Annotated in this window: 15 protein-coding genes and 3 pseudogenes; 8 read left to right on the top strand and 10 right to left on the bottom strand. The window is 68.1% G+C overall.

Annotated elements, in window-relative coordinates:
* The first annotated feature begins 51 nt into the window (after positions 1-51).
* Entirely contained in the window at positions 52-714 is a 663-nt protein-coding gene (locus LNW71_RS34670) for a malonate decarboxylase holo-[acyl-carrier-protein] synthase (RefSeq protein WP_250971797.1), read from the top strand.
* A 102-nt stretch (positions 715-816) separates the two neighbouring features.
* Here LNW71_RS34670 and LNW71_RS34665 read toward each other — a convergent pair whose 3' ends face one another.
* Positions 817-1,758, bottom strand: coding sequence for an alpha/beta fold hydrolase (locus tag LNW71_RS34665; protein WP_250971796.1), 942 nt, complete (start codon positions 1,756-1,758; stop codon positions 817-819).
* 451 nt (positions 1,759-2,209) lie between these two features.
* Here LNW71_RS34665 and LNW71_RS34660 point away from each other — a divergent pair, with 451 nt between their 5' ends.
* Positions 2,210-3,568, top strand: coding sequence for an ankyrin repeat domain-containing protein (locus LNW71_RS34660; RefSeq protein ID WP_285802256.1), 1,359 nt, complete (start codon positions 2,210-2,212; stop codon positions 3,566-3,568).
* A gap of 194 nt (positions 3,569-3,762) precedes the next feature.
* On the opposite strand, the gene LNW71_RS34655 is transcribed toward LNW71_RS34660, so the two are convergent.
* The 7 genes and pseudogenes from LNW71_RS34655 to LNW71_RS34630 all read right to left on the bottom strand — a co-directional run bounded on the left by LNW71_RS34655 (position 3,763) and on the right by LNW71_RS34630 (position 8,592).
* Positions 3,763-4,158 carry a response regulator transcription factor gene (locus tag LNW71_RS34655; RefSeq protein ID WP_250971794.1) on the bottom strand — a complete coding sequence of 132 codons (396 nt, stop codon included), beginning with the start codon at positions 4,156-4,158 and terminating at the stop codon, positions 3,763-3,765.
* Positions 4,159-4,160: 2 nt separating this feature from the next.
* Positions 4,161-5,258 (bottom strand): PAS domain S-box protein, encoded by a 1,098-nt coding sequence (locus LNW71_RS34650; RefSeq protein ID WP_250971793.1) that lies wholly within the window; start codon positions 5,256-5,258, stop codon positions 4,161-4,163.
* The gene (locus LNW71_RS34645) at positions 5,255-5,911 is read right to left on the bottom strand and encodes a response regulator transcription factor (protein ID WP_285802255.1); all 657 of its coding nucleotides are present in this window, start codon (positions 5,909-5,911) and stop codon (positions 5,255-5,257) included. The genes LNW71_RS34650 and LNW71_RS34645 overlap by 4 nt, the downstream gene beginning before the upstream one ends.
* A gap of 32 nt (positions 5,912-5,943) precedes the next feature.
* Positions 5,944-6,480 carry an STAS domain-containing protein gene (locus tag LNW71_RS37155; RefSeq protein ID WP_374119497.1) on the bottom strand — a complete coding sequence of 179 codons (537 nt, stop codon included), beginning with the start codon at positions 6,478-6,480 and terminating at the stop codon, positions 5,944-5,946.
* A gap of 264 nt (positions 6,481-6,744) precedes the next feature.
* Positions 6,745-7,406, bottom strand: a pseudogene (locus LNW71_RS34640) (pyridoxamine 5'-phosphate oxidase family protein).
* Positions 7,403-7,861: a hypothetical protein gene (locus tag LNW71_RS34635; RefSeq protein WP_250971790.1), complete on the bottom strand. Its 459-nt coding sequence runs from the start codon at positions 7,859-7,861 to the stop codon at positions 7,403-7,405. Before LNW71_RS34635 ends, LNW71_RS34640 begins: the two are co-directional and overlap by 4 nt.
* Complete coding sequence (locus LNW71_RS34630; protein ID WP_250971789.1) at positions 7,858-8,592, bottom strand: globin domain-containing protein; 735 nt, start codon at positions 8,590-8,592, stop codon at positions 7,858-7,860. The genes LNW71_RS34635 and LNW71_RS34630 overlap by 4 nt, the downstream gene beginning before the upstream one ends.
* A 750-nt stretch (positions 8,593-9,342) precedes the next feature.
* Here LNW71_RS34630 and LNW71_RS34625 point away from each other — a divergent pair.
* The 3 genes and pseudogenes from LNW71_RS34625 (at position 9,343) to LNW71_RS34615 (ending at position 11,780) form a co-directional block, all read left to right on the top strand.
* Positions 9,343-10,146, top strand: a complete 804-nt coding sequence (locus LNW71_RS34625; protein WP_250971788.1) for an alpha/beta fold hydrolase — start codon at positions 9,343-9,345, stop codon at positions 10,144-10,146.
* Positions 10,143-11,422 (top strand): annotated as a pseudogene (locus tag LNW71_RS34620) (PP2C family protein-serine/threonine phosphatase). The gene LNW71_RS34625 and the pseudogene LNW71_RS34620 overlap by 4 nt, the downstream one beginning before the upstream one ends.
* Before the next feature lies 1 nt (position 11,423).
* Positions 11,424-11,780, top strand: a complete 357-nt coding sequence (locus LNW71_RS34615; protein WP_250971787.1) for an STAS domain-containing protein — start codon at positions 11,424-11,426, stop codon at positions 11,778-11,780.
* 98 nt (positions 11,781-11,878) lie between these two features.
* Here the strand turns inward: LNW71_RS34615 and LNW71_RS34610 are convergent, their stop codons facing one another.
* Both LNW71_RS34610 and LNW71_RS34605 read right to left on the bottom strand, forming a co-directional pair.
* Entirely contained in the window at positions 11,879-12,190 is a 312-nt protein-coding gene (locus LNW71_RS34610; protein ID WP_250971786.1) for a MerR family transcriptional regulator, read from the bottom strand.
* 896 nt (positions 12,191-13,086) lie between these two features.
* Positions 13,087-13,431, bottom strand: coding sequence for a PRC-barrel domain containing protein (locus tag LNW71_RS34605; RefSeq protein ID WP_250971785.1), 345 nt, complete (start codon positions 13,429-13,431; stop codon positions 13,087-13,089).
* Positions 13,432-13,803: 372 nt separating this feature from the next.
* On the opposite strand from LNW71_RS34605, the gene LNW71_RS34600 reads away from it, so the two are divergent.
* The 3 genes and pseudogenes from LNW71_RS34600 to LNW71_RS34590 all read left to right on the top strand — a co-directional run bounded on the left by LNW71_RS34600 (position 13,804) and on the right by LNW71_RS34590 (position 15,446).
* Entirely contained in the window at positions 13,804-14,310 is a 507-nt protein-coding gene (locus LNW71_RS34600; protein WP_250971784.1) for a helix-turn-helix domain-containing protein, read from the top strand.
* Entirely contained in the window at positions 14,226-14,405 is a 180-nt protein-coding gene (locus LNW71_RS34595) for a TetR-like C-terminal domain-containing protein (RefSeq protein ID WP_250972254.1), read from the top strand. Before LNW71_RS34600 ends, LNW71_RS34595 begins: the two co-directional genes overlap by 85 nt.
* 118 nt (positions 14,406-14,523) lie before the next feature.
* Positions 14,524-15,446 (top strand): annotated as a pseudogene (locus LNW71_RS34590) (TauD/TfdA dioxygenase family protein).
* Positions 15,447-15,471: the final 25 nt, after the last annotated feature.

Raw genomic sequence — 15,471 nt, 5'->3', positions numbered from 1 at the left:
TTCGGGATGACGTCGGTTCGGCGGGCGCGAGGGAGGCAGAGGGTGGACGGCATGAGCGGGCCGGTGGTGCGTTGCCAACGGTACGACGGCGGGGCGGTCAGTGAGTTCCGGATCGTCGAGGTCGCCGACGCGTTGCTCCCCGCGCTGGGTCCGGCGGGGTTCACCGAACGCGACGGGTACTGGTTCAAGAGCTTCCCCGCCGGCACCACGCACCTGGACCGGGCCTGGGAGAACTTCCAGCGCTTGATCGTGCCGCAGCTGCGGCAGGCCGTGGGGGCAGATCCGGTGCCGTGGCGGGAGGCCCTGGCCGATGTCTGCCGGCGGTTGGCCCCCGCCGGGGTGGACTGGTGGCTGACCGGCAGTGCCGCTCTGGCCGTACGGGGCATCGCCGTCACGCCGGGCGATCTGGACCTGGTGGTCTCCGGGCCGCACGCGCACCGGGTGGGTGACCTGCTGCTCGACGGGCTCGTCGAACCGGTGGCCCCGGCCGACTGGTTCTGTGACTGGTGGGGCGGGCGATGCTCGGGGCGCGGGTGGAGTGGGTGGGCGGCGTCGGCCCCGCCGCCGACCTCCCCGAGCCGACCGACTTCGGCTTGGTCGCCGCCGCCGGCCTGGAGACGGTCCGGTGGCGGGACCGGGACATCCGGGTGCCGCCCTTGTCACTGCAACGCGCGGTCAGTGCGCGGCGCGGGTTGCACGACAGAGTGCGGCTGATCGACGACTTCGGCCGCACCGGCTGAGGACCCGGGGCTGGGCCGGGCTGGGCGCTGAAACGTGCCCGGGCCGACTCCCTTCCCGTCCGCTCCCGCCGCCCCGTCAGCGGCAGGGGTTCCGGTCCTCGATCCATCGGATCAGGCTGCTGAGATATCCGGGTGCGAAGTGAGCGCTTCCATTGGTCTGGACACGATGGTCAGCTCCGGGGAATACCTCAACGGTCAGCGTTGCGCGACGGTGGCGGTCAGGGTGGCAAGCCGCGGTGCTGAACAAGCGGACGCTGTCGGCGACGGGCACCAGTTCGTCCGCGCCTCCGAAGAGCGCCAGATGTGGACAGCGCAGGCGCGTTACGTCTCGCATCGGGTCGTGGTCCTGCTTGCGTTTGAGGAACTCCCACAGTCGTTCGTCCATATCCGCCCAGTAGTAGGCGAATCCGGGCGGCCCGCCGGCGGAGTCGACGATTCGTGTCGCCTCGATGAAGTCGATGTCGCGGCGACCTGCTTCTGTGAGACGGTCGTAGAGAAGCAGGGTGTTGTCGATGTCGTGCTGCGTGGCCGCTCCTGCCCGCAGGGAGTTGGCCAGTGCATGCCGTTCCTGAATTGCCGGAGTCGTCCCTGGACAGCTGTTGGTGACCACCCAAGGGATGTCGTCCCGTGCAGTGCCGGCGGAAAGGGCGACCCAGCCGCCTTCGCTGTGACCGAACAGTCCCACTGCGTCGGCCCGCACCCCGGGCTGAGAACGGATGAAGTCCAGCGCGACGGTCGCATCAGCCGCCAGATCTTCGATGGTCGCCTCGCGCCAATCCCCGGATGATTCACCAACGCCACGCTTGTCGAAGGACAGCACGGCGAACCCGGCATTGAGGAAGTGTCTGCGGAGCGGCGGAAAATACGTGTCGTTGTTCCGGTCGGACGGTCCTGACCCACCGATCATGACCACACCCGGAGACCCTTCGGCGCCCCCGGCAGGCACTCCCAACGAGCCGGCAAGCGTGCCCACCCCGTTGAGGAAATTGACGTCTCGCACGACCCCATCGATCGACATGGGTCCAGTCTTCACCACTCGCTTGGCAGCAGCGGGGGAACTGCGCCCAGCTGAGGAAAGTGCTCCTGCCGGCATGGCGCGTCCCGCAGGCCCGCCCGCCCCTGGCGGTGCGATGAGCGAGGTACGTCCGCCACCCGCGCGGGCTGAAGTTTCCCGCTACGCGAGAGTGGCCGTCCTCCAGCACCGTTCCCGTCGGGCCTGTTGGGGATCTAAGGGCTGTCCGGGCAGCCCATAGGCGTGATCAGTGCGGCAATTCCCGTGCACTCGGGCTCTCCTTCGCCGGCGGCTCTGTGGACGACGCCTCGGCGTAGCCCCGCCGGATACCCTCGCCTTGGCCGGGCTCATCTGCTCGCCGGTCGGCAGGGTCCGGTGGGTGAGGGGGCGTTCACTGCGGGACGGTGAGCCCTGCGGTCGGGCCGGCAGGCCATACGCGACGGGGGCACAGCGGGACATGGACGGTACGGAGCTCGTAGCAGCGGTCCGGCGGGGGGACGTGAAGGTTGTGACCGCATTGCTGGAAGCGGGAGCGGCCCCGAACACGGTCATGGACGACGGACTTCCGGTGCTGTGCCTGGCGGCCGCCGCCTATGACGCCGGCGTCGCGGAGGCCCTTGTCGAGGGCGGCGCGGACCCGGACCAGAAGCTGCCGGACGGAACGACGCCGCTGGTACGGGCAATTGACGGCGGCTCTCCAACGGTGGTGACCGCCGTGCTGGGCCGCGAGCCCCGGCTGCGCCTCCCGGAGGCCGAAAGGTTGCAGCTGCTCGCCCTGGCCCGGCGCTGGTACGAGCGGGGTGCGGAGGAAGAGCTCCGGGGCAGGACGGGCGACGCCGGCCACGTGTGCCAGGTTCGGGCGATGGACGACGGGCGTGGTCATGTGACGCAGCTGAGGCTCGGCGCCCTCACGGTCCGCGCCGGGCACGGCGCGATCCTCACAGACCTGGAATGGGCCTTCCGCGTCCTGACGTCGGTGGACGAGTTGGTGGCCAGGGCCGTGGCGCAGCGCGACCCGGACCATGTCGACTGGTCGTCCGCCCGGTGGGTCCTCAGCGAACGCCGCAGCAAGGAGACGTGGTCGGCTCTCACGGCGCACCGCTACCACCCGGCTCCGGAACACCGTCGCTTTGTCCTCGACGTCCTCCACTTCTACCTCCTGACGTCGTCGAGCCGGCGGAATTCCTACGACAAGGAGTCGGCGGAGCTGCTCGTCGACTGGGCGACCGATGGGGAGGTGGACCCCGGCGTCCTTGCCGAGGTGCTCTTCGTTCTGAGCGAGTCAGAGCACCGGGAAACGGAGGCCGTGGGACTGCGGCACGCCGCTCACCCGGACCCGCGCGTCCGTGGCCGGGTCCCCGACCTCCTGCTCGGCTGGGCCACGCCTCGCCCGCTCCTTGACGCGGCCCGGGCCGCCCTGCTGGTGCTCGCCGGGGACCAGGACTGGGGGGTGCGTGCCATGGCCGGCCGGGCGCTGATCGCGGCTCACGACGGCAGCTCCGAGTTCACGGACGTCATCGTGGGGCTGCTCCGGGACCCGGTGGCCGGTGTGCGGGCTCGTACCGCGGAGGCCGTCGCGGACGGTGTGGACCGTTCGGCGGCGGTCGCCGACGCCCTCGTGGCCCTGCTCGACGAGGAGGACTTCGGGACGCGGCTCAACGCCGCCTATGGTCTCCTTCGGCGGGACGACCCACGCACCGGGGAGGCGATCGAGCGGGTCCGTCCGCTCTCCCGCCCCGGCTTCGAGCACGACCACCGTCTCTCCGCGCTCTGGAATTGGAAGTGGAACCGCGAGCACCGTTCCGCCGCCGGCTGATGTCCGCGCCCGATGCTGGAGGAACAGTCGTACGACCTGTTCGCCGAGGTCGTCGACGTCCTGGCCGCGGGCGGCATGCGGGTCACCCTGGCGTGATCTCCGTAAAAGACGGGCGGCGGCCAGCTGTCCCGTCCGGTACGGGAAGTGAGCCGGGGGCAGCTGCCTGGGGCAGGACGCCTCTGACGCGGCTGCCTTCACCGGGGCTTGGCCACCCGGCGCAGTGCTGTCAGGAGTTCCCGATTGCTCGCGCCCTTGAGTACGTACGCGAGAACGCCGGCGCTCGTCATCTGTTCGACGGATCCCTTGTCGTCGTACGCGGAGAACGCCACGATCCGGCTGGCCGGTGAACACCGAGCGATGTCCCTGGCGACGGCGGGGCCGCCGCCAGGGAAGCGGACGTCCAGAAGCACGAGGTCCGGTTGATGATGCCCTGCGAGCCGAAGCGCCTGCTCGCCGTTGCGCGCGGTGCCCACAATTTCCAGATCGGGTTGCGACTGGACGACTTCGCTCAGGGTCTCCAGAAGCAGCACGTTGTCATCGCACAGGATCACGCTGAACGGCGGGCCGGAAGAGCTGCCCGGTGTGGTCATGTTCAAGGCTTCTGGCCCGTCGGCACCGACGCCGGTACAGGAAGTGGGTTCGGCACCCAGAATTCGACCGTCGTCCCCGTCCCGGGGCGGCTGTGCATGGACCACCATCCTCCTGCCGTCTCGGCTCTCTCCCGCATTTCGATGACGCCGAAATGATCGCGGGTGCCGTCCTCGGAGCGGGGTTCGCCGGTTCCGTCGTCAGTGACATGCGTCAGCAGACCTCCGTCAGTCGACGTGACGCGCACGTCGACTCTGCTCGCACGCGCATGCTTGTTCACGTTCAGCAAGGCTTCCTGGACGATACGGAAGATGGTGATGGCCGTCTCGGCCGTGGGCTCACGGCCGATCTCGTAATCGAACGAGCAGGCCATCCCCCAGGAGGAACGGACGACGTCGTCCAGGTGACTCGAAAGCCCATCGACCAGGCCATGCCTGTCGATCCCGGGCGGATGCAGCCGGAAGGTCAGACTCCGGAGCCTCGCGATCGCCTCGCGCACTGTCGTGTCCAGGCGCCACAGTTCCGCGGAGTGCGCCTCCGGCACCCGCTCCGCCATCAGTTCCAGCCGCATCGCAACCGCCACCATGGCCTGAATGGAGTCGTCATGGACGTCCCACGCGATGCGGCGTCGTTCCGTCTCCTGCGCCTGCACCAGATGATCGAACAACCGTCGTCGTTCGCTGAGGGCCTGCTGTGCCGCCCGTCGTTCGGACATGTCGCGGGTGACCTTCCCGAACCCCTGCAGCACCCCCTTCTCGTCCCACAGCGCGGTGATGACCACGTTCGCCCAGAACCGGGAGCCGTCCTGGCGGACCCGCCAGCCCTCGTCCTCCAGTCTGCCTTCGGCCACAGCAGTCTCCAGTTCCCACTGCGGCTTGCCCGAAGACTGGTCCTCGGGCGGGTAGAAGACCGAAAAGTGCTGTCCGAGGATGTCCGTGGCCCTGTAACCCTTGATCCGCTCCGCCCCTGCGTTCCAGCTGATGATGTAGCCCTGCGGGTCGAGCATGAAGATGCCGTAGTCCAGCACCCCCTGGACCAGCAGCGTGAAGGCCGTTTCGGACAGCGGGGCCGCCTGCTTCCGCGGTCGTGGCTGCGTCGTCACTTGAGGAGCCCTTCACGTCGCGCGATCGCCACGGCTTCCAGCTGCGAACGCGCGCCCAGTTTTTCCAGCACCCGCTGGACGTGGTTGCGTCCCGTGTTGAGAGCGACCCCCAGCTGTTCGCTGATCTCTGCGGTGGTGTGGCCTTCACCCAGCAGCTGGAGAGCCTCCCGCTCCCGCGGCGTCAGGTTCGCGCCGGGGCCCGGCGATCTGCCGGTCAGCCGTCCCAGCACGTCGCCCAACAGGTCCTGGCTGAACACCATCTCGCCCGCCGCCACTCTGTGCACGGCGTCTTCCAGTTCGCTCAGACCGCGGGCCTTAAGGATCAGGCCGGCTCCGCCGGTCTCCGCGACGCGCGCGGCGACCGCGCCGTTGCCCTCGCCCGCCAGGATGAGTATCCGCGCCTCCGGCACGAGTGCCAGCAGGTCGGGGATGGCGGCGACCCCGTCACCGTCCGGCAGACGCCGGTCCATCAGTACGACGTCCGGCTCACATCGCTTGACGTCGGCCAGTGCCGACGCGACCGTCGCCGCGCGTCCCACGACCTGCAGATCGGATGAGCGCTCCAGTGCGAGGCGGATCGCCTCGGCCACCATGTCGTGATCCTCGACCAGCAGGAGCCTGACCGGTCGGCTGTGCGGGGAGGGTGAAGGCATCGGTGCGTCCTTGCAGGTGGCGGAGCTCACGATCATGCCAGAAGGTCCCGGAGTTGCTGCGCCGTCGCGGTCGCTGCCTCTGCGTCACCATGCCCAGTGACTCTGCCCGGAAGGACACGAGCCGGCTCCGCGTCCGCAGTTGTGTCCCTCCCGGTGAGGATGCCGTCGACTCCGATCAGGAAAAGCAGTCGTGCCAACTGCGTTCCGACCCCTTCCACGACCAGACCGACGCCCGCCCGCAGAACTGTCGACCGTGCCATCAGCAGGGCGCTCAGGCCGGCGCAGTCGCAGAAGGTGACGTCGGCCAGATCGAGGTGAAGGCTCGTGGGCTGCTTCGCCAGACACGCCGTCACCGCCTCCCGGACGCGGGGGCGGTGTCCAGGTCGAGTTCGCCGGCGAGAGCCACACGCCCGACACCCGAACGAACCACGACATACGACGTGAACGGGTAAACGGTCACGATGTCCCGCCCTCTTCGTCCTCACGTGCGGCGCGTGCCCGCGCACCGCAGTCTTGAGGCCCTCCCCGTGGAGGAACCCCCGCTGTCCACTGACGCAGCACTCCTTCATAGTGCATGGGCATCAGCGTCGTTCTAGTGAATCTGCACTAGCCGCTGAAGTCAACCTGCGCCGGCGGAGGGGATGGCGTGGGGGCGTGAAATTGCCATCACCGATATCGACTGCCCCGACAGCGGTGATGGCCGGACCTGACCCGACTGCGCGTGCCGATACCCGGCCGGCTGCCACCAGCCGCCCTCACCCTCGTCGTTGCCGGGCGAACAGGCCCAGGGTGGGCACCCCGTGGCGGTTGCTGTTCGAACTGCTGAGGCTCAGCTATGAGTCTGCGGGCATGGTGGTCCTCGATACCTCTCCGTACGGCACGCCTTGACTGACGTCCGTCTGTGCCGGGGCCCGGTTGGTGAAGTACTCGGCGTCTTTGGGGCGAGACCGCGCCAGCCGCAGGGGGCGGGGGCGGGCTCGAGGTGGGGAATGTTCTTGGAGCAGTGCACGTACGCCTCGTGCAGGTTGATGACCGTCCACAACACGGGGTTCCGCCCCGGGGCGGGATCGACGGGTATCCAGGGGTGGACGGAGCGCAGCTGCTGGTCGCCGAGCAGTTGGGCGGAGCCGTTGACGTGCAGCCCGATGTGATCTCGGGTGAAATCCATGAAGAGCAAACCGATGTGCGGGTTCTCGGTGATGTTGCCGGCACTGGCCAGAACGCCGTTTCCGCGGTACTCGGGGTAGGCCAAGGTCTGGTCGTCCAGCACAGTGACGAATCCGGGAGGGCCGGCGCGGAAGGTGGCGTCGCAGTGGCCGCGGGAGTCGGCGGTGGAGAGAAACACCATGGTCTGGCGGTTGATGAAGTCACGCATGGCCGCGGTGAGGTGCGGGTGGACCTGCCGGTCGTAGAAGGCTTCGGCGCGTTCGCTGGTGCCCAGATGAGTCTGCAGCAGGCGCTCTCCCTGGGAGGGGGTGGCGTCGTTGTCGGTCACAGCTGGTTGATCTCCTGACCGGGTCGGGGTGGCGTGAGGGGCTCGGTGAGGACGGGTGTGTCGAGCGGGTCGTGGTGGATATGGGCCCGGGGTGTGCCCTGGTGCAGGAGGGTGCGTACGGCTGTGGTGACCATGTCGGGGGGACCGCACAGGAAGGCTTCGTGCCGGTCCCAGGGACCGAACTCGTGCAGAACCTGGGGAAGTGTGCCCTGCTGGCCGGGAATGTTCTCGTGCGAAACGGCTGCCCGGACAGTCAGCCAGTGGTGACGTTGCGACAAGCGCAGCATGTCGTCGAGCCCGTACAGCTCCTGGGCGGTGCGGGCTCCGACGAACAGGTCCACATAGCGGTCCATCCGGCGCGCGCCGGCTTCCTCCAGCAGCGCGCGGATCGGTGCCAGACCGGTTCCGCCGGCTACGAAAAGCAAGTCCCGGTCGCCGGCCGCGGCGAGGGTCATGTCGCCCAGCGGTGGTCCGAGCCGCACCCTGTGCCCGGAGCGGCCTGGTGAACCAGCGCGCTACTGACCTGACCACGGTGGACCGCGCGGACATGGAACGTGAGTGTGTTGTCGGCTCGAGGAGGGTGCGCGGGTGAGTAGTGCCGCCACGTGCGTGGATGCCAAGGGGTTTCCATACTCACGTACTGTCCGGCCACGTAGGCGTAGGGCAGTTCGGGCTCCACGGTGATCTCGGCGATGCCATGGCCGCGGTCTTCGTGGCGGATGATCTGCGCTTCCCAGGATGCCGGGCGCAGGCGGGTGTCATCGGCGGCGGCTTCGGTCATCACTTGCGCAGCAACGGTGTAAGCATGCGTCCAGGCAGCGGCGACTTCGGGATTCCATGCGGTCCCCGCATAGCGGGCCAGTGAGGCGACCAGGCATTCTCCCACAGCCGGGTAGTGGGCATCGAGGGCACCGAACTTGCGGTGGTCCCGGCCCAGCCGAGAACAGAATTGCACGAGGTTGTCTATGTCGTCGACGAGATCGATGATGCGCAGCAGGCCGCGCAGAAGCCGGTCGCGTTGCACATCCATGTTCTCGGGAAACAGCCCACGGACTTCGGGATACCGGGCGAAGAGGATGGCATAGAAGTAGACGGTCATCTCTGTGGCTTCCGGGGCGACCACCGTCAGACTCGTACGCACCAGGGCAATTTCCCGGCCCGTCAGCGGGGTGAGGGCAGGCGTCATCTTCGAACCCCTCCCTGCTGGGGGGCGTTGTTCATCCCCGCACAAGCAGTAATCGCGCGAGGGGCTGAAGGTGCCGTATCCAATGACGAGGTCACTGAATGTACCGGTTGCGCAGACAAGAACGGATTCGCAATCTATGGGTAGTTCTGTGTGACTCTGGTCGCACAGGAAATTGTGACTAGGGCACGAGAGTTTTACATGCCGCCTGAGGCTGGAAGTGCAGCCACTGGTCTCGGTGCTGCTTCCGAACGGGCGACGCTAAAGGCTGACTTCGCGCCCCGGTCGAACGCTCACGGGAGCGTTCCAATATGTGCACTCAACCTCCTCATTGCATCGGTGCTGGGGAACCTTCGGTACCTTCGCCGCTTCGTGGCATGAGGCGTCGCCACACACAGGCCTACGGTGAGTCCAGCCACGTTCCTCTCGCCGCCGATCGGCTGGGTAAACCATCGAGTGATCGTTCTCACGCTGCGACGGCGGGACCGGAGCCACCTGGCAGGTGGGGGCAGCGAGGCGTATGCGGGTTCGGCGCTGCGGTGGGTGCCCGTAGCGAGTGGCCACGGTCAGGCGATTTCAGCCGCGCCTGCGGCGCCCCCTCAGCTGGCAGGAGCGATATTCGGACCGAGCGGTGGTCCTCGACCGCGTCTCCTCGCGTGGCCACGCCGACCGGTCAGCCCGCGGTACCAGGACTACGCCCAGGCGGTAGTCCCCCTGCCCATCAGGTGGTGTGAGTGATGGGAGAATGCCCGGATGGATATCCGTCGCAGGAACAACGTCACTGTCTCGGGCTGTGCCGATGGGCCGGTGCTCCTACTGGCGCATGGGTTCGGCTGTGACCAGAACATGTGGCGCCTTGTGGTGCCCGCGCTGGCCGAGGGCTACCAGGTGGTGCTGTTCGATTACGTGGGATCGGGCCGCTCTGAGCCTTCGGCGTGGAGTGAGCAGCGCTACAGCTCGCTGGCGGGCTACGCGCGTGATGTGCTGGATGTCTGCCAGGAGCTGGACCTGCGGGATGTGACGTTCGTGGGGCATTCGGTCAGCGCCATGGTCGGCGTCCTGGCGGCGGCGGAGGCACCGGAGCGGTTCTCCCGTCTGGTGATGGTGGCGCCATCGCCTCGGTATATCGATGAGGACGGGTACCGAGGTGGGTTCGGCGCGGAGGACATCGATGAGCTGCTGGAGTCGCTCGAGTCGAACTATTTGGGCTGGTCGGCGGCGATGGCTCCGGTGATCATGGGCAACGCGGAGCGGCCGGAACTTGGTCAAGAGCTGACGGCCTCGTTCTGCGCGACCGACCCTGAGATGGCCCGGGTCTTCGCCCGTACGACGTTCTTGTCCGACAGCCGTGAGGACCTCAAGACGGTCGCGTTGCCGACTCTGGTGCTGGAGTGCAGGCAGGACGTGATCGCTCCCCGCGAGGTCGGCGCCTACGTTCACGCCGCGATCCCCGGCAGCCGGCTCGTCACTCTGGACGCGACGGGGCACTGCCCGCAGCTCAGTGCCCCCCAGGCCACTGCAGGGGCGATCATTGACTTCATCGGCGCCTCGCGATGATGTGCCGCACCGACCCGTCCCCGAGTCCAGTGAGGAGCAGGACGTGGATGCCACCGACGCCGTGTTCACCTCGCTGCTGGAGGACAGTGCGGAGGAGCTTTACGACCAGGCTCCGTGCGGTTACCTGTCGACGCTGATGGACGGCACCATCGCGAAGATCAACGCCACGCTGCTGGACTGGCTGGGCCTGTCGCGGGCCCAGGTCGTGGGCCGGATGCGGTTCACCGACCTGCTCACCGTCGGCGGGAAGCTCTACCACGAGACTCACTTCGCCCCGATGTTGCAGATGAAGGGCGAGATCAGCGGCATCGCCCTGGACATCAAGACCGCCGGCAAGCAGCGAATGCCCGTCCTTGTCACCTCGAAGGTGAAGACCAGCGACGTCGGCGAGCCGCTACTGATCCGCACCAGCATCTTCGACGCCCGCGATCGTCGCGCCTACGAGACCGAACTGCTGCGCGGCCGCCAGGCGGCCGAAGCCGCGCACAGGCAGGCAGAGGCGGACCGTGAGCGACTCCAAGAAGCCCTCGCCGTGCTCCAGCAGAGCCTGCTGCCCGCCGAGTTGCCCGCGATTCCGGGGCTGGCAGCCGGCTCGTACTACCACACCGCTTCCCCGGACCTGCTCGGCGGCGACTTCTACGATCTGTTCCCCCTGGGAGCGGACCGGTGGGCATTCTTCCTCGGCGACGTGTGCGGCAAGGGTCCCGAGGCCGCCGCAGTCACCTCGCTGACCCGCTACACCCTGCGTGCGGCAGCCCTGCACGATCAGGACCCCGTCAATGTGCTGACCACCCTGAACACGGTGCTCCACGAGCGCTACACCAGCGGCGACACCCGCTACTGCACCGCCATATACGGTCTCCTTGAGCCCGGCAAGGACGGCGCCGCTGTTCACTTGGCTTCCGGCGGCCACCCTTCCGCGCTCGTTCAGCGAGCCGACGGCACCGCCCAGTACCTGCCCACCCCGGGTGGAATGCTGATCGGGGTTCTGCCCGAGGCACAGTTCGCGACCGCCCGCACCCAGCTGATGCCCGGGGACACGCTCCTGCTCTACACCGACGGCCTGACCGAAGCCCGCACCGGGCCCCGGCGCGAGCTTTACGGCGACGATGCCCTGCGCGCCTTTGCCGCTGCCCAACCCCCGGCCGGCCCCCAGGCCCTGATCACTGCACTGACAGGGCTCCTCGCCGGCTTCGGCGACGGACTCGACGACGACACCGCGCTACTCGCCCTCGGCGTGCCCGCGCTGCTCCCTGCCCCGCGAGTGAAAGCCTGATATGAGCCCGCTGACGATCATCTCTCGGGACGCCGCCACCGGGCCCGTACTGGAGATCACCGGTGACCTTGAATACGGAACGGCCCCCGACCTCCGCGAGGCCGTGGACCGCCTCATCCTGGCGTCCGGGCAACTGCTGGTGCTGGATCTGGCCGGCCTGCAATTCTGCGACTCCAGCGGCATCAACGCGCTGCTCGCCGCCCGCAACCTCGCGGCCGAGCACGGCGCCGACATCGCCCTGGCCGCGGTTCCTGCCAATACCGCCCGAGTCCTGTCCATTGTCGGCCTGGACCGGGTCTTCACCATCCACGCCGACGCCGCAACCGCTACCGCCGCTTCCCGCTCTACAGCGAGCTGAAGGAGCGCCTGGTCCGGCGGTCGGGTGTCACACAGGCTGAAGGCGGCGGGCAGGGTGCACCCTCCGTGGCCGATCTCGCTCGATCGGGGCGCCGCTTATCAAGCGGTGCGGCCATGTTCGGCGTTGATGCGCTGAGCGTCTTGGAGCCGGTCTTCGAGGATGACGATGCGGCAGGCGGCCTCGATGGGGGTGCCGGCATCGACGAGTTCCCGGGCGCGGGCAGCGATGCGCAGTTGACAGCGGGAGTAGCGGCGGTGGCCGCCTGGGGAGCGGAGCGGGGTGATGAGGCGGGCTTCGCCGATGGCGCGGAGGAAACCCTGGGTGGTGTGAAGCATCTCGGCTGCCCGGCCCATGGTGTAGGCGGGGTAGTGGTCGTCATCGAGACGGCCGAACGAGTCGTCTGCTGTCATCTGTACCTTCCTGTGAAACACGCGTCGGAGGGGCCCTGGTGCCAATGGCACCAGGGCCCCGAAGGAACTGCTACACCATCAGCCGGCCCTGGTACTGCGCCGGCCCTCTGTTCCGCAGACCCGACCTGAACTCTGTCGGGGGTGCGGGGATCGCGGTTGCTTGACCGGAGACCACCTCACTATCGATGTCCTGCGGTACCCGAGCTCAGTCATTCCGCCCGGGCGATCCTGATGGCGCTCAACTCCTCCGTTCTTCCCTCTGGGGATCAACTGCTTACCTGCGGGAACTGCGTACTGCTGGTGAAGCGAACTGCTCGTGGCTTGATCAAGCGCCACCTTCCGGCAGCCAGCCCCGTCGCCCGTCCTGCATCCGCTCTGGCTTGGAACCCCACTGCCGAACTTCCCGGCACGCGCGCCGCAGCCTGACGCCTTTACCGAGGGACTGCTGTTACTTCGCTGCTGGTCCTGCCACTGCGTGAACTGCGGCACTGCTCACGGCGGCCCCTGATCACTGCGGGCCACCCGGTCCGGTCGTCAGCCCCGTCACCATCCAGCAACAATCCTGGCTTCGGAACTCCACCACCGTACCGACCTGCACATACGTGTACTGCTTCCCAGCAGTTCATCTCTGCCGAGCCTGCTCGATCTCTTGGCTACGGACAAGACACTAACCCCAGCAAGACCCAGATGTCTACCTTCGCCACGACAGGTTTTCTGTGAGGACTGACAGTGATGTCCTGCGGTGTGCAGCACCTGGAACCACTCACGGACAGCGAAACCGCGCCACACCATCCCAGAGCCGGAGCGAAACGCCCCCGCCCCGGCGTTCCCGGGCACCAAATGGGATGCGTGCCCGGGAACGATCCCTGCCTCGCCTGCGAAGGGCGCCCCTTCGCTCAGAGGCGGGAGAGGTAGTAGTCGCCGACCGCAGAGAGGTAGTCATGGTCGGCTGTCTCGCTGTCGGTGGTGAAGCGGGGAGCGGACTTGATCTCCTCCCGGGGCGGTGCGACCTTCACCGTCTGCGCTTCGGTGTCGACAGCGGTGACAGCTCCGGCGGGGATCAGCACGCTCCTGCCGAACTTCCACACGCCTGTGTCGACCACCAGGTGCTGCATGCCGGGCTGGTCCTGCTGACGGTCCACGTGCCCGATGCCCCCGTCAGAGGCCTCCACCGTGAAGCCCGCCAGTGACTGCCCGTGCGTGTAACCGCTGTCCTGCCTGTACGTCCACACACTGCTCACAGACCCATCTCCTCACACCGGGCAACCGAAACCGGTGGCCGTTCCGTCGTGTCATCTCGCTGCTTCCCCGGTAGCCGCCCGACAACCACAGGTGGGTCACCCGGAGTAAGGATCCACGCAAATGGGCCACGTCCGGCGGCCAGGCACGCAAATATGTGCGAGAACGCCCCCTCTCCATGCGCACCGCACCGTGCCGTGCCGGGAATTGATGGCCCGCCAGGCGCACCACCTCCGGGCCCCACGCGCAGGGCAGCGAAGGGCCCGAGCGATACGTCCCGCGTCCGTGCCAGAGGCTCGCGGCTCCGCCGGTCGCCACCCCACAGGTGAGGGTGTGACGCGGGGTGGTGGCGGTGGAGGCCGTAGTCTCTGCGCATGGTGGGTATGCAGCGGGACGGGGCCGTGCGAGGACCGGGTCGACCGCGCGAGGAGCGGGTCGCCGGAGCCGTCCTCGAAGCGGTCGTCGGCCTCGTCACCGAGCAGGGGATCGGGGCGGTCACGATGGACGCCGTAGCGGCACGGGCCGGGGTGAGCAAGCCCGCCATCTACCGGCGGTGGCCCACCAAGCAGGATTTGATCATCGCCGCCGCGGAAACCCGCATCGGCGCCCTGTCGGTGCCCGATCTGGGCGACTTCCGTGCCGAGCTCCGGTTCGTACTCACCGCTCGCCTGGAGGCCTACCGACTGCCTGGTTCGGACCGGCTGATCGCGGGCCTGATCGGGGCGTCGGCCGATGCGGGCGCGGGCGGGGCCAGTACGCCGAGTACACCGAGCGGATCACGAGCGAGACGCGGCGCATCCTCGAACGGGGTATCGCCCGCGGTGACGTGGGCCCTGACACCGACGTCCGGGCCGCGGCGACTCTGGTGGCAGCACCACTGATCTTCCGGCTGATCGGCGAGCTGGAGCTGCCCGACGCCCGCTTCGTGGACTCACTGGTCGATCTGGTCGCCCGGGCGGCCGGCACCGGCGGCTGACAGCTCCCGGCTTCGGCTTTCCGGCTGCACATTTTCATGTTGCACGGACCCTTGCTTCCTCGCGCCCTAATAACGATACTCCCCGTAACGATATTCAGGCCGCCCTCGTGGAGGACTCATGGACAGCGTCGTCACCACCCCCGCTCCCGCGCTCGACAAGCCGCTGATGCACTACGGGAAGCGCATGCTCGACCGCATCGCACCGGGCGCGGAGCAGCCCGCCTACCGGCTTCTGGACGTCAGCCCCCTCACCCCGCACATCGGCGCCGAGATCGGGGCGTCGATCTTTCCCACCCCGTCGGCGAGGACCTCGCGCAGGAGATCCGGCAGGCCCTGCTGGAGTGGAAGGTGCTCTTCTTCCGCGACCAGCACGCCTTCGACCCGCAGTCCCAGCTCGCGTTCTCCGCCCTGTGGGGCGAGCCGGAGGCCAACCCCTTCTTCCCCAAGGGCGACACCGTCGGCGTCTCCCGTCTGGCCAAGGACGCCATGGCCACCGGTACCGAGAACATCTGGCACAGCGACCACTCGTTCATGGCCGCGCCGGCGCTCGGCTCCGTCCTGCGTGCCGTCGAGGTCCCCTCCGCCGGCGGCGACACCATGTGGGCGGACATGGCTGCCGCCTACGACAACCTCACCGAGTCCATGAAGGCCCGCATCGAGGGCCTCACCGCCGTGCACGACTGGGTGCCGAGCTGGGGCGCCCTGATGACCGAAAGCCAGGTCGCGGCGCACCGGGAGAACCTGCCGGCCGTCGAGCACCCGGTGGTCGTCCGCCACCCGCGCACCGGCCGCAAGCTGCTCTACGTCAACGAGCCCTTCACCACCCGGATCGTCGGCCTGTCGGACGTGGAGAGCCGTGATCTGCTCGAGGAGCTCGTCCTCCAGGCCCGTATTCCCGAGTACCAGGTGCGCTTCCGCTGGCAGCCGGGCTCCGTCGCGATCTGGGACAACATCGCCACCCAGCACTACGCGATCAGCGACTACTTCCCGCAGCGCCGTGTCATGGAGCGCATCGCCATCGCGGGCGTCCCGCTCTCCTGAACGAGCGCCCGGCCCCTTCCCCTCC

The organism is Streptomyces sp. RKAG290, assembly GCF_023701695.1.
Lineage (GTDB): Bacteria > Actinomycetota > Actinomycetes > Streptomycetales > Streptomycetaceae > Streptomyces.
Note: the sequence above shows the minus strand (reverse complement) of the source record. Positions and strands in the feature narration are given on the sequence as shown.

What these genes read in the sequence shown, in the direction of transcription:
- LNW71_RS34670 (WP_250971797.1), top strand. Translation starts at nt 52, where the DNA reads ATGAGCGGGCCGGTGGTGCGTTGCCAACGGTACGACGGCGGGGCGGTC.
- LNW71_RS34665 (WP_250971796.1), bottom strand. Translation starts at nt 1,758, where the DNA reads ATGTCGATCGATGGGGTCGTGCGAGACGTCAATTTCCTCAACGGGGTG.
- LNW71_RS34660 (WP_285802256.1), top strand. Translation starts at nt 2,210, where the DNA reads ATGGACGGTACGGAGCTCGTAGCAGCGGTCCGGCGGGGGGACGTGAAG.
- LNW71_RS34655 (WP_250971794.1), bottom strand. Translation starts at nt 4,158, where the DNA reads ATGACCACACCGGGCAGCTCTTCCGGCCCGCCGTTCAGCGTGATCCTG.
- LNW71_RS34645 (WP_285802255.1), bottom strand. Translation starts at nt 5,911, where the DNA reads ATGCCTTCACCCTCCCCGCACAGCCGACCGGTCAGGCTCCTGCTGGTC.
- LNW71_RS37155 (WP_374119497.1), bottom strand. Translation starts at nt 6,480, where the DNA reads ATGAAGGAGTGCTGCGTCAGTGGACAGCGGGGGTTCCTCCACGGGGAG.
- LNW71_RS34635 (WP_250971790.1), bottom strand. Translation starts at nt 7,861, where the DNA reads ATGACCCTCGCCGCGGCCGGCGACCGGGACTTGCTTTTCGTAGCCGGC.
- LNW71_RS34630 (WP_250971789.1), bottom strand. Translation starts at nt 8,592, where the DNA reads ATGACGCCTGCCCTCACCCCGCTGACGGGCCGGGAAATTGCCCTGGTG.
- LNW71_RS34625 (WP_250971788.1), top strand. Translation starts at nt 9,343, where the DNA reads ATGGATATCCGTCGCAGGAACAACGTCACTGTCTCGGGCTGTGCCGAT.
- LNW71_RS34615 (WP_250971787.1), top strand. Translation starts at nt 11,424, where the DNA reads ATGAGCCCGCTGACGATCATCTCTCGGGACGCCGCCACCGGGCCCGTA.
- LNW71_RS34610 (WP_250971786.1), bottom strand. Translation starts at nt 12,190, where the DNA reads ATGACAGCAGACGACTCGTTCGGCCGTCTCGATGACGACCACTACCCC.
- LNW71_RS34600 (WP_250971784.1), top strand. Translation starts at nt 13,804, where the DNA reads ATGGTGGGTATGCAGCGGGACGGGGCCGTGCGAGGACCGGGTCGACCG.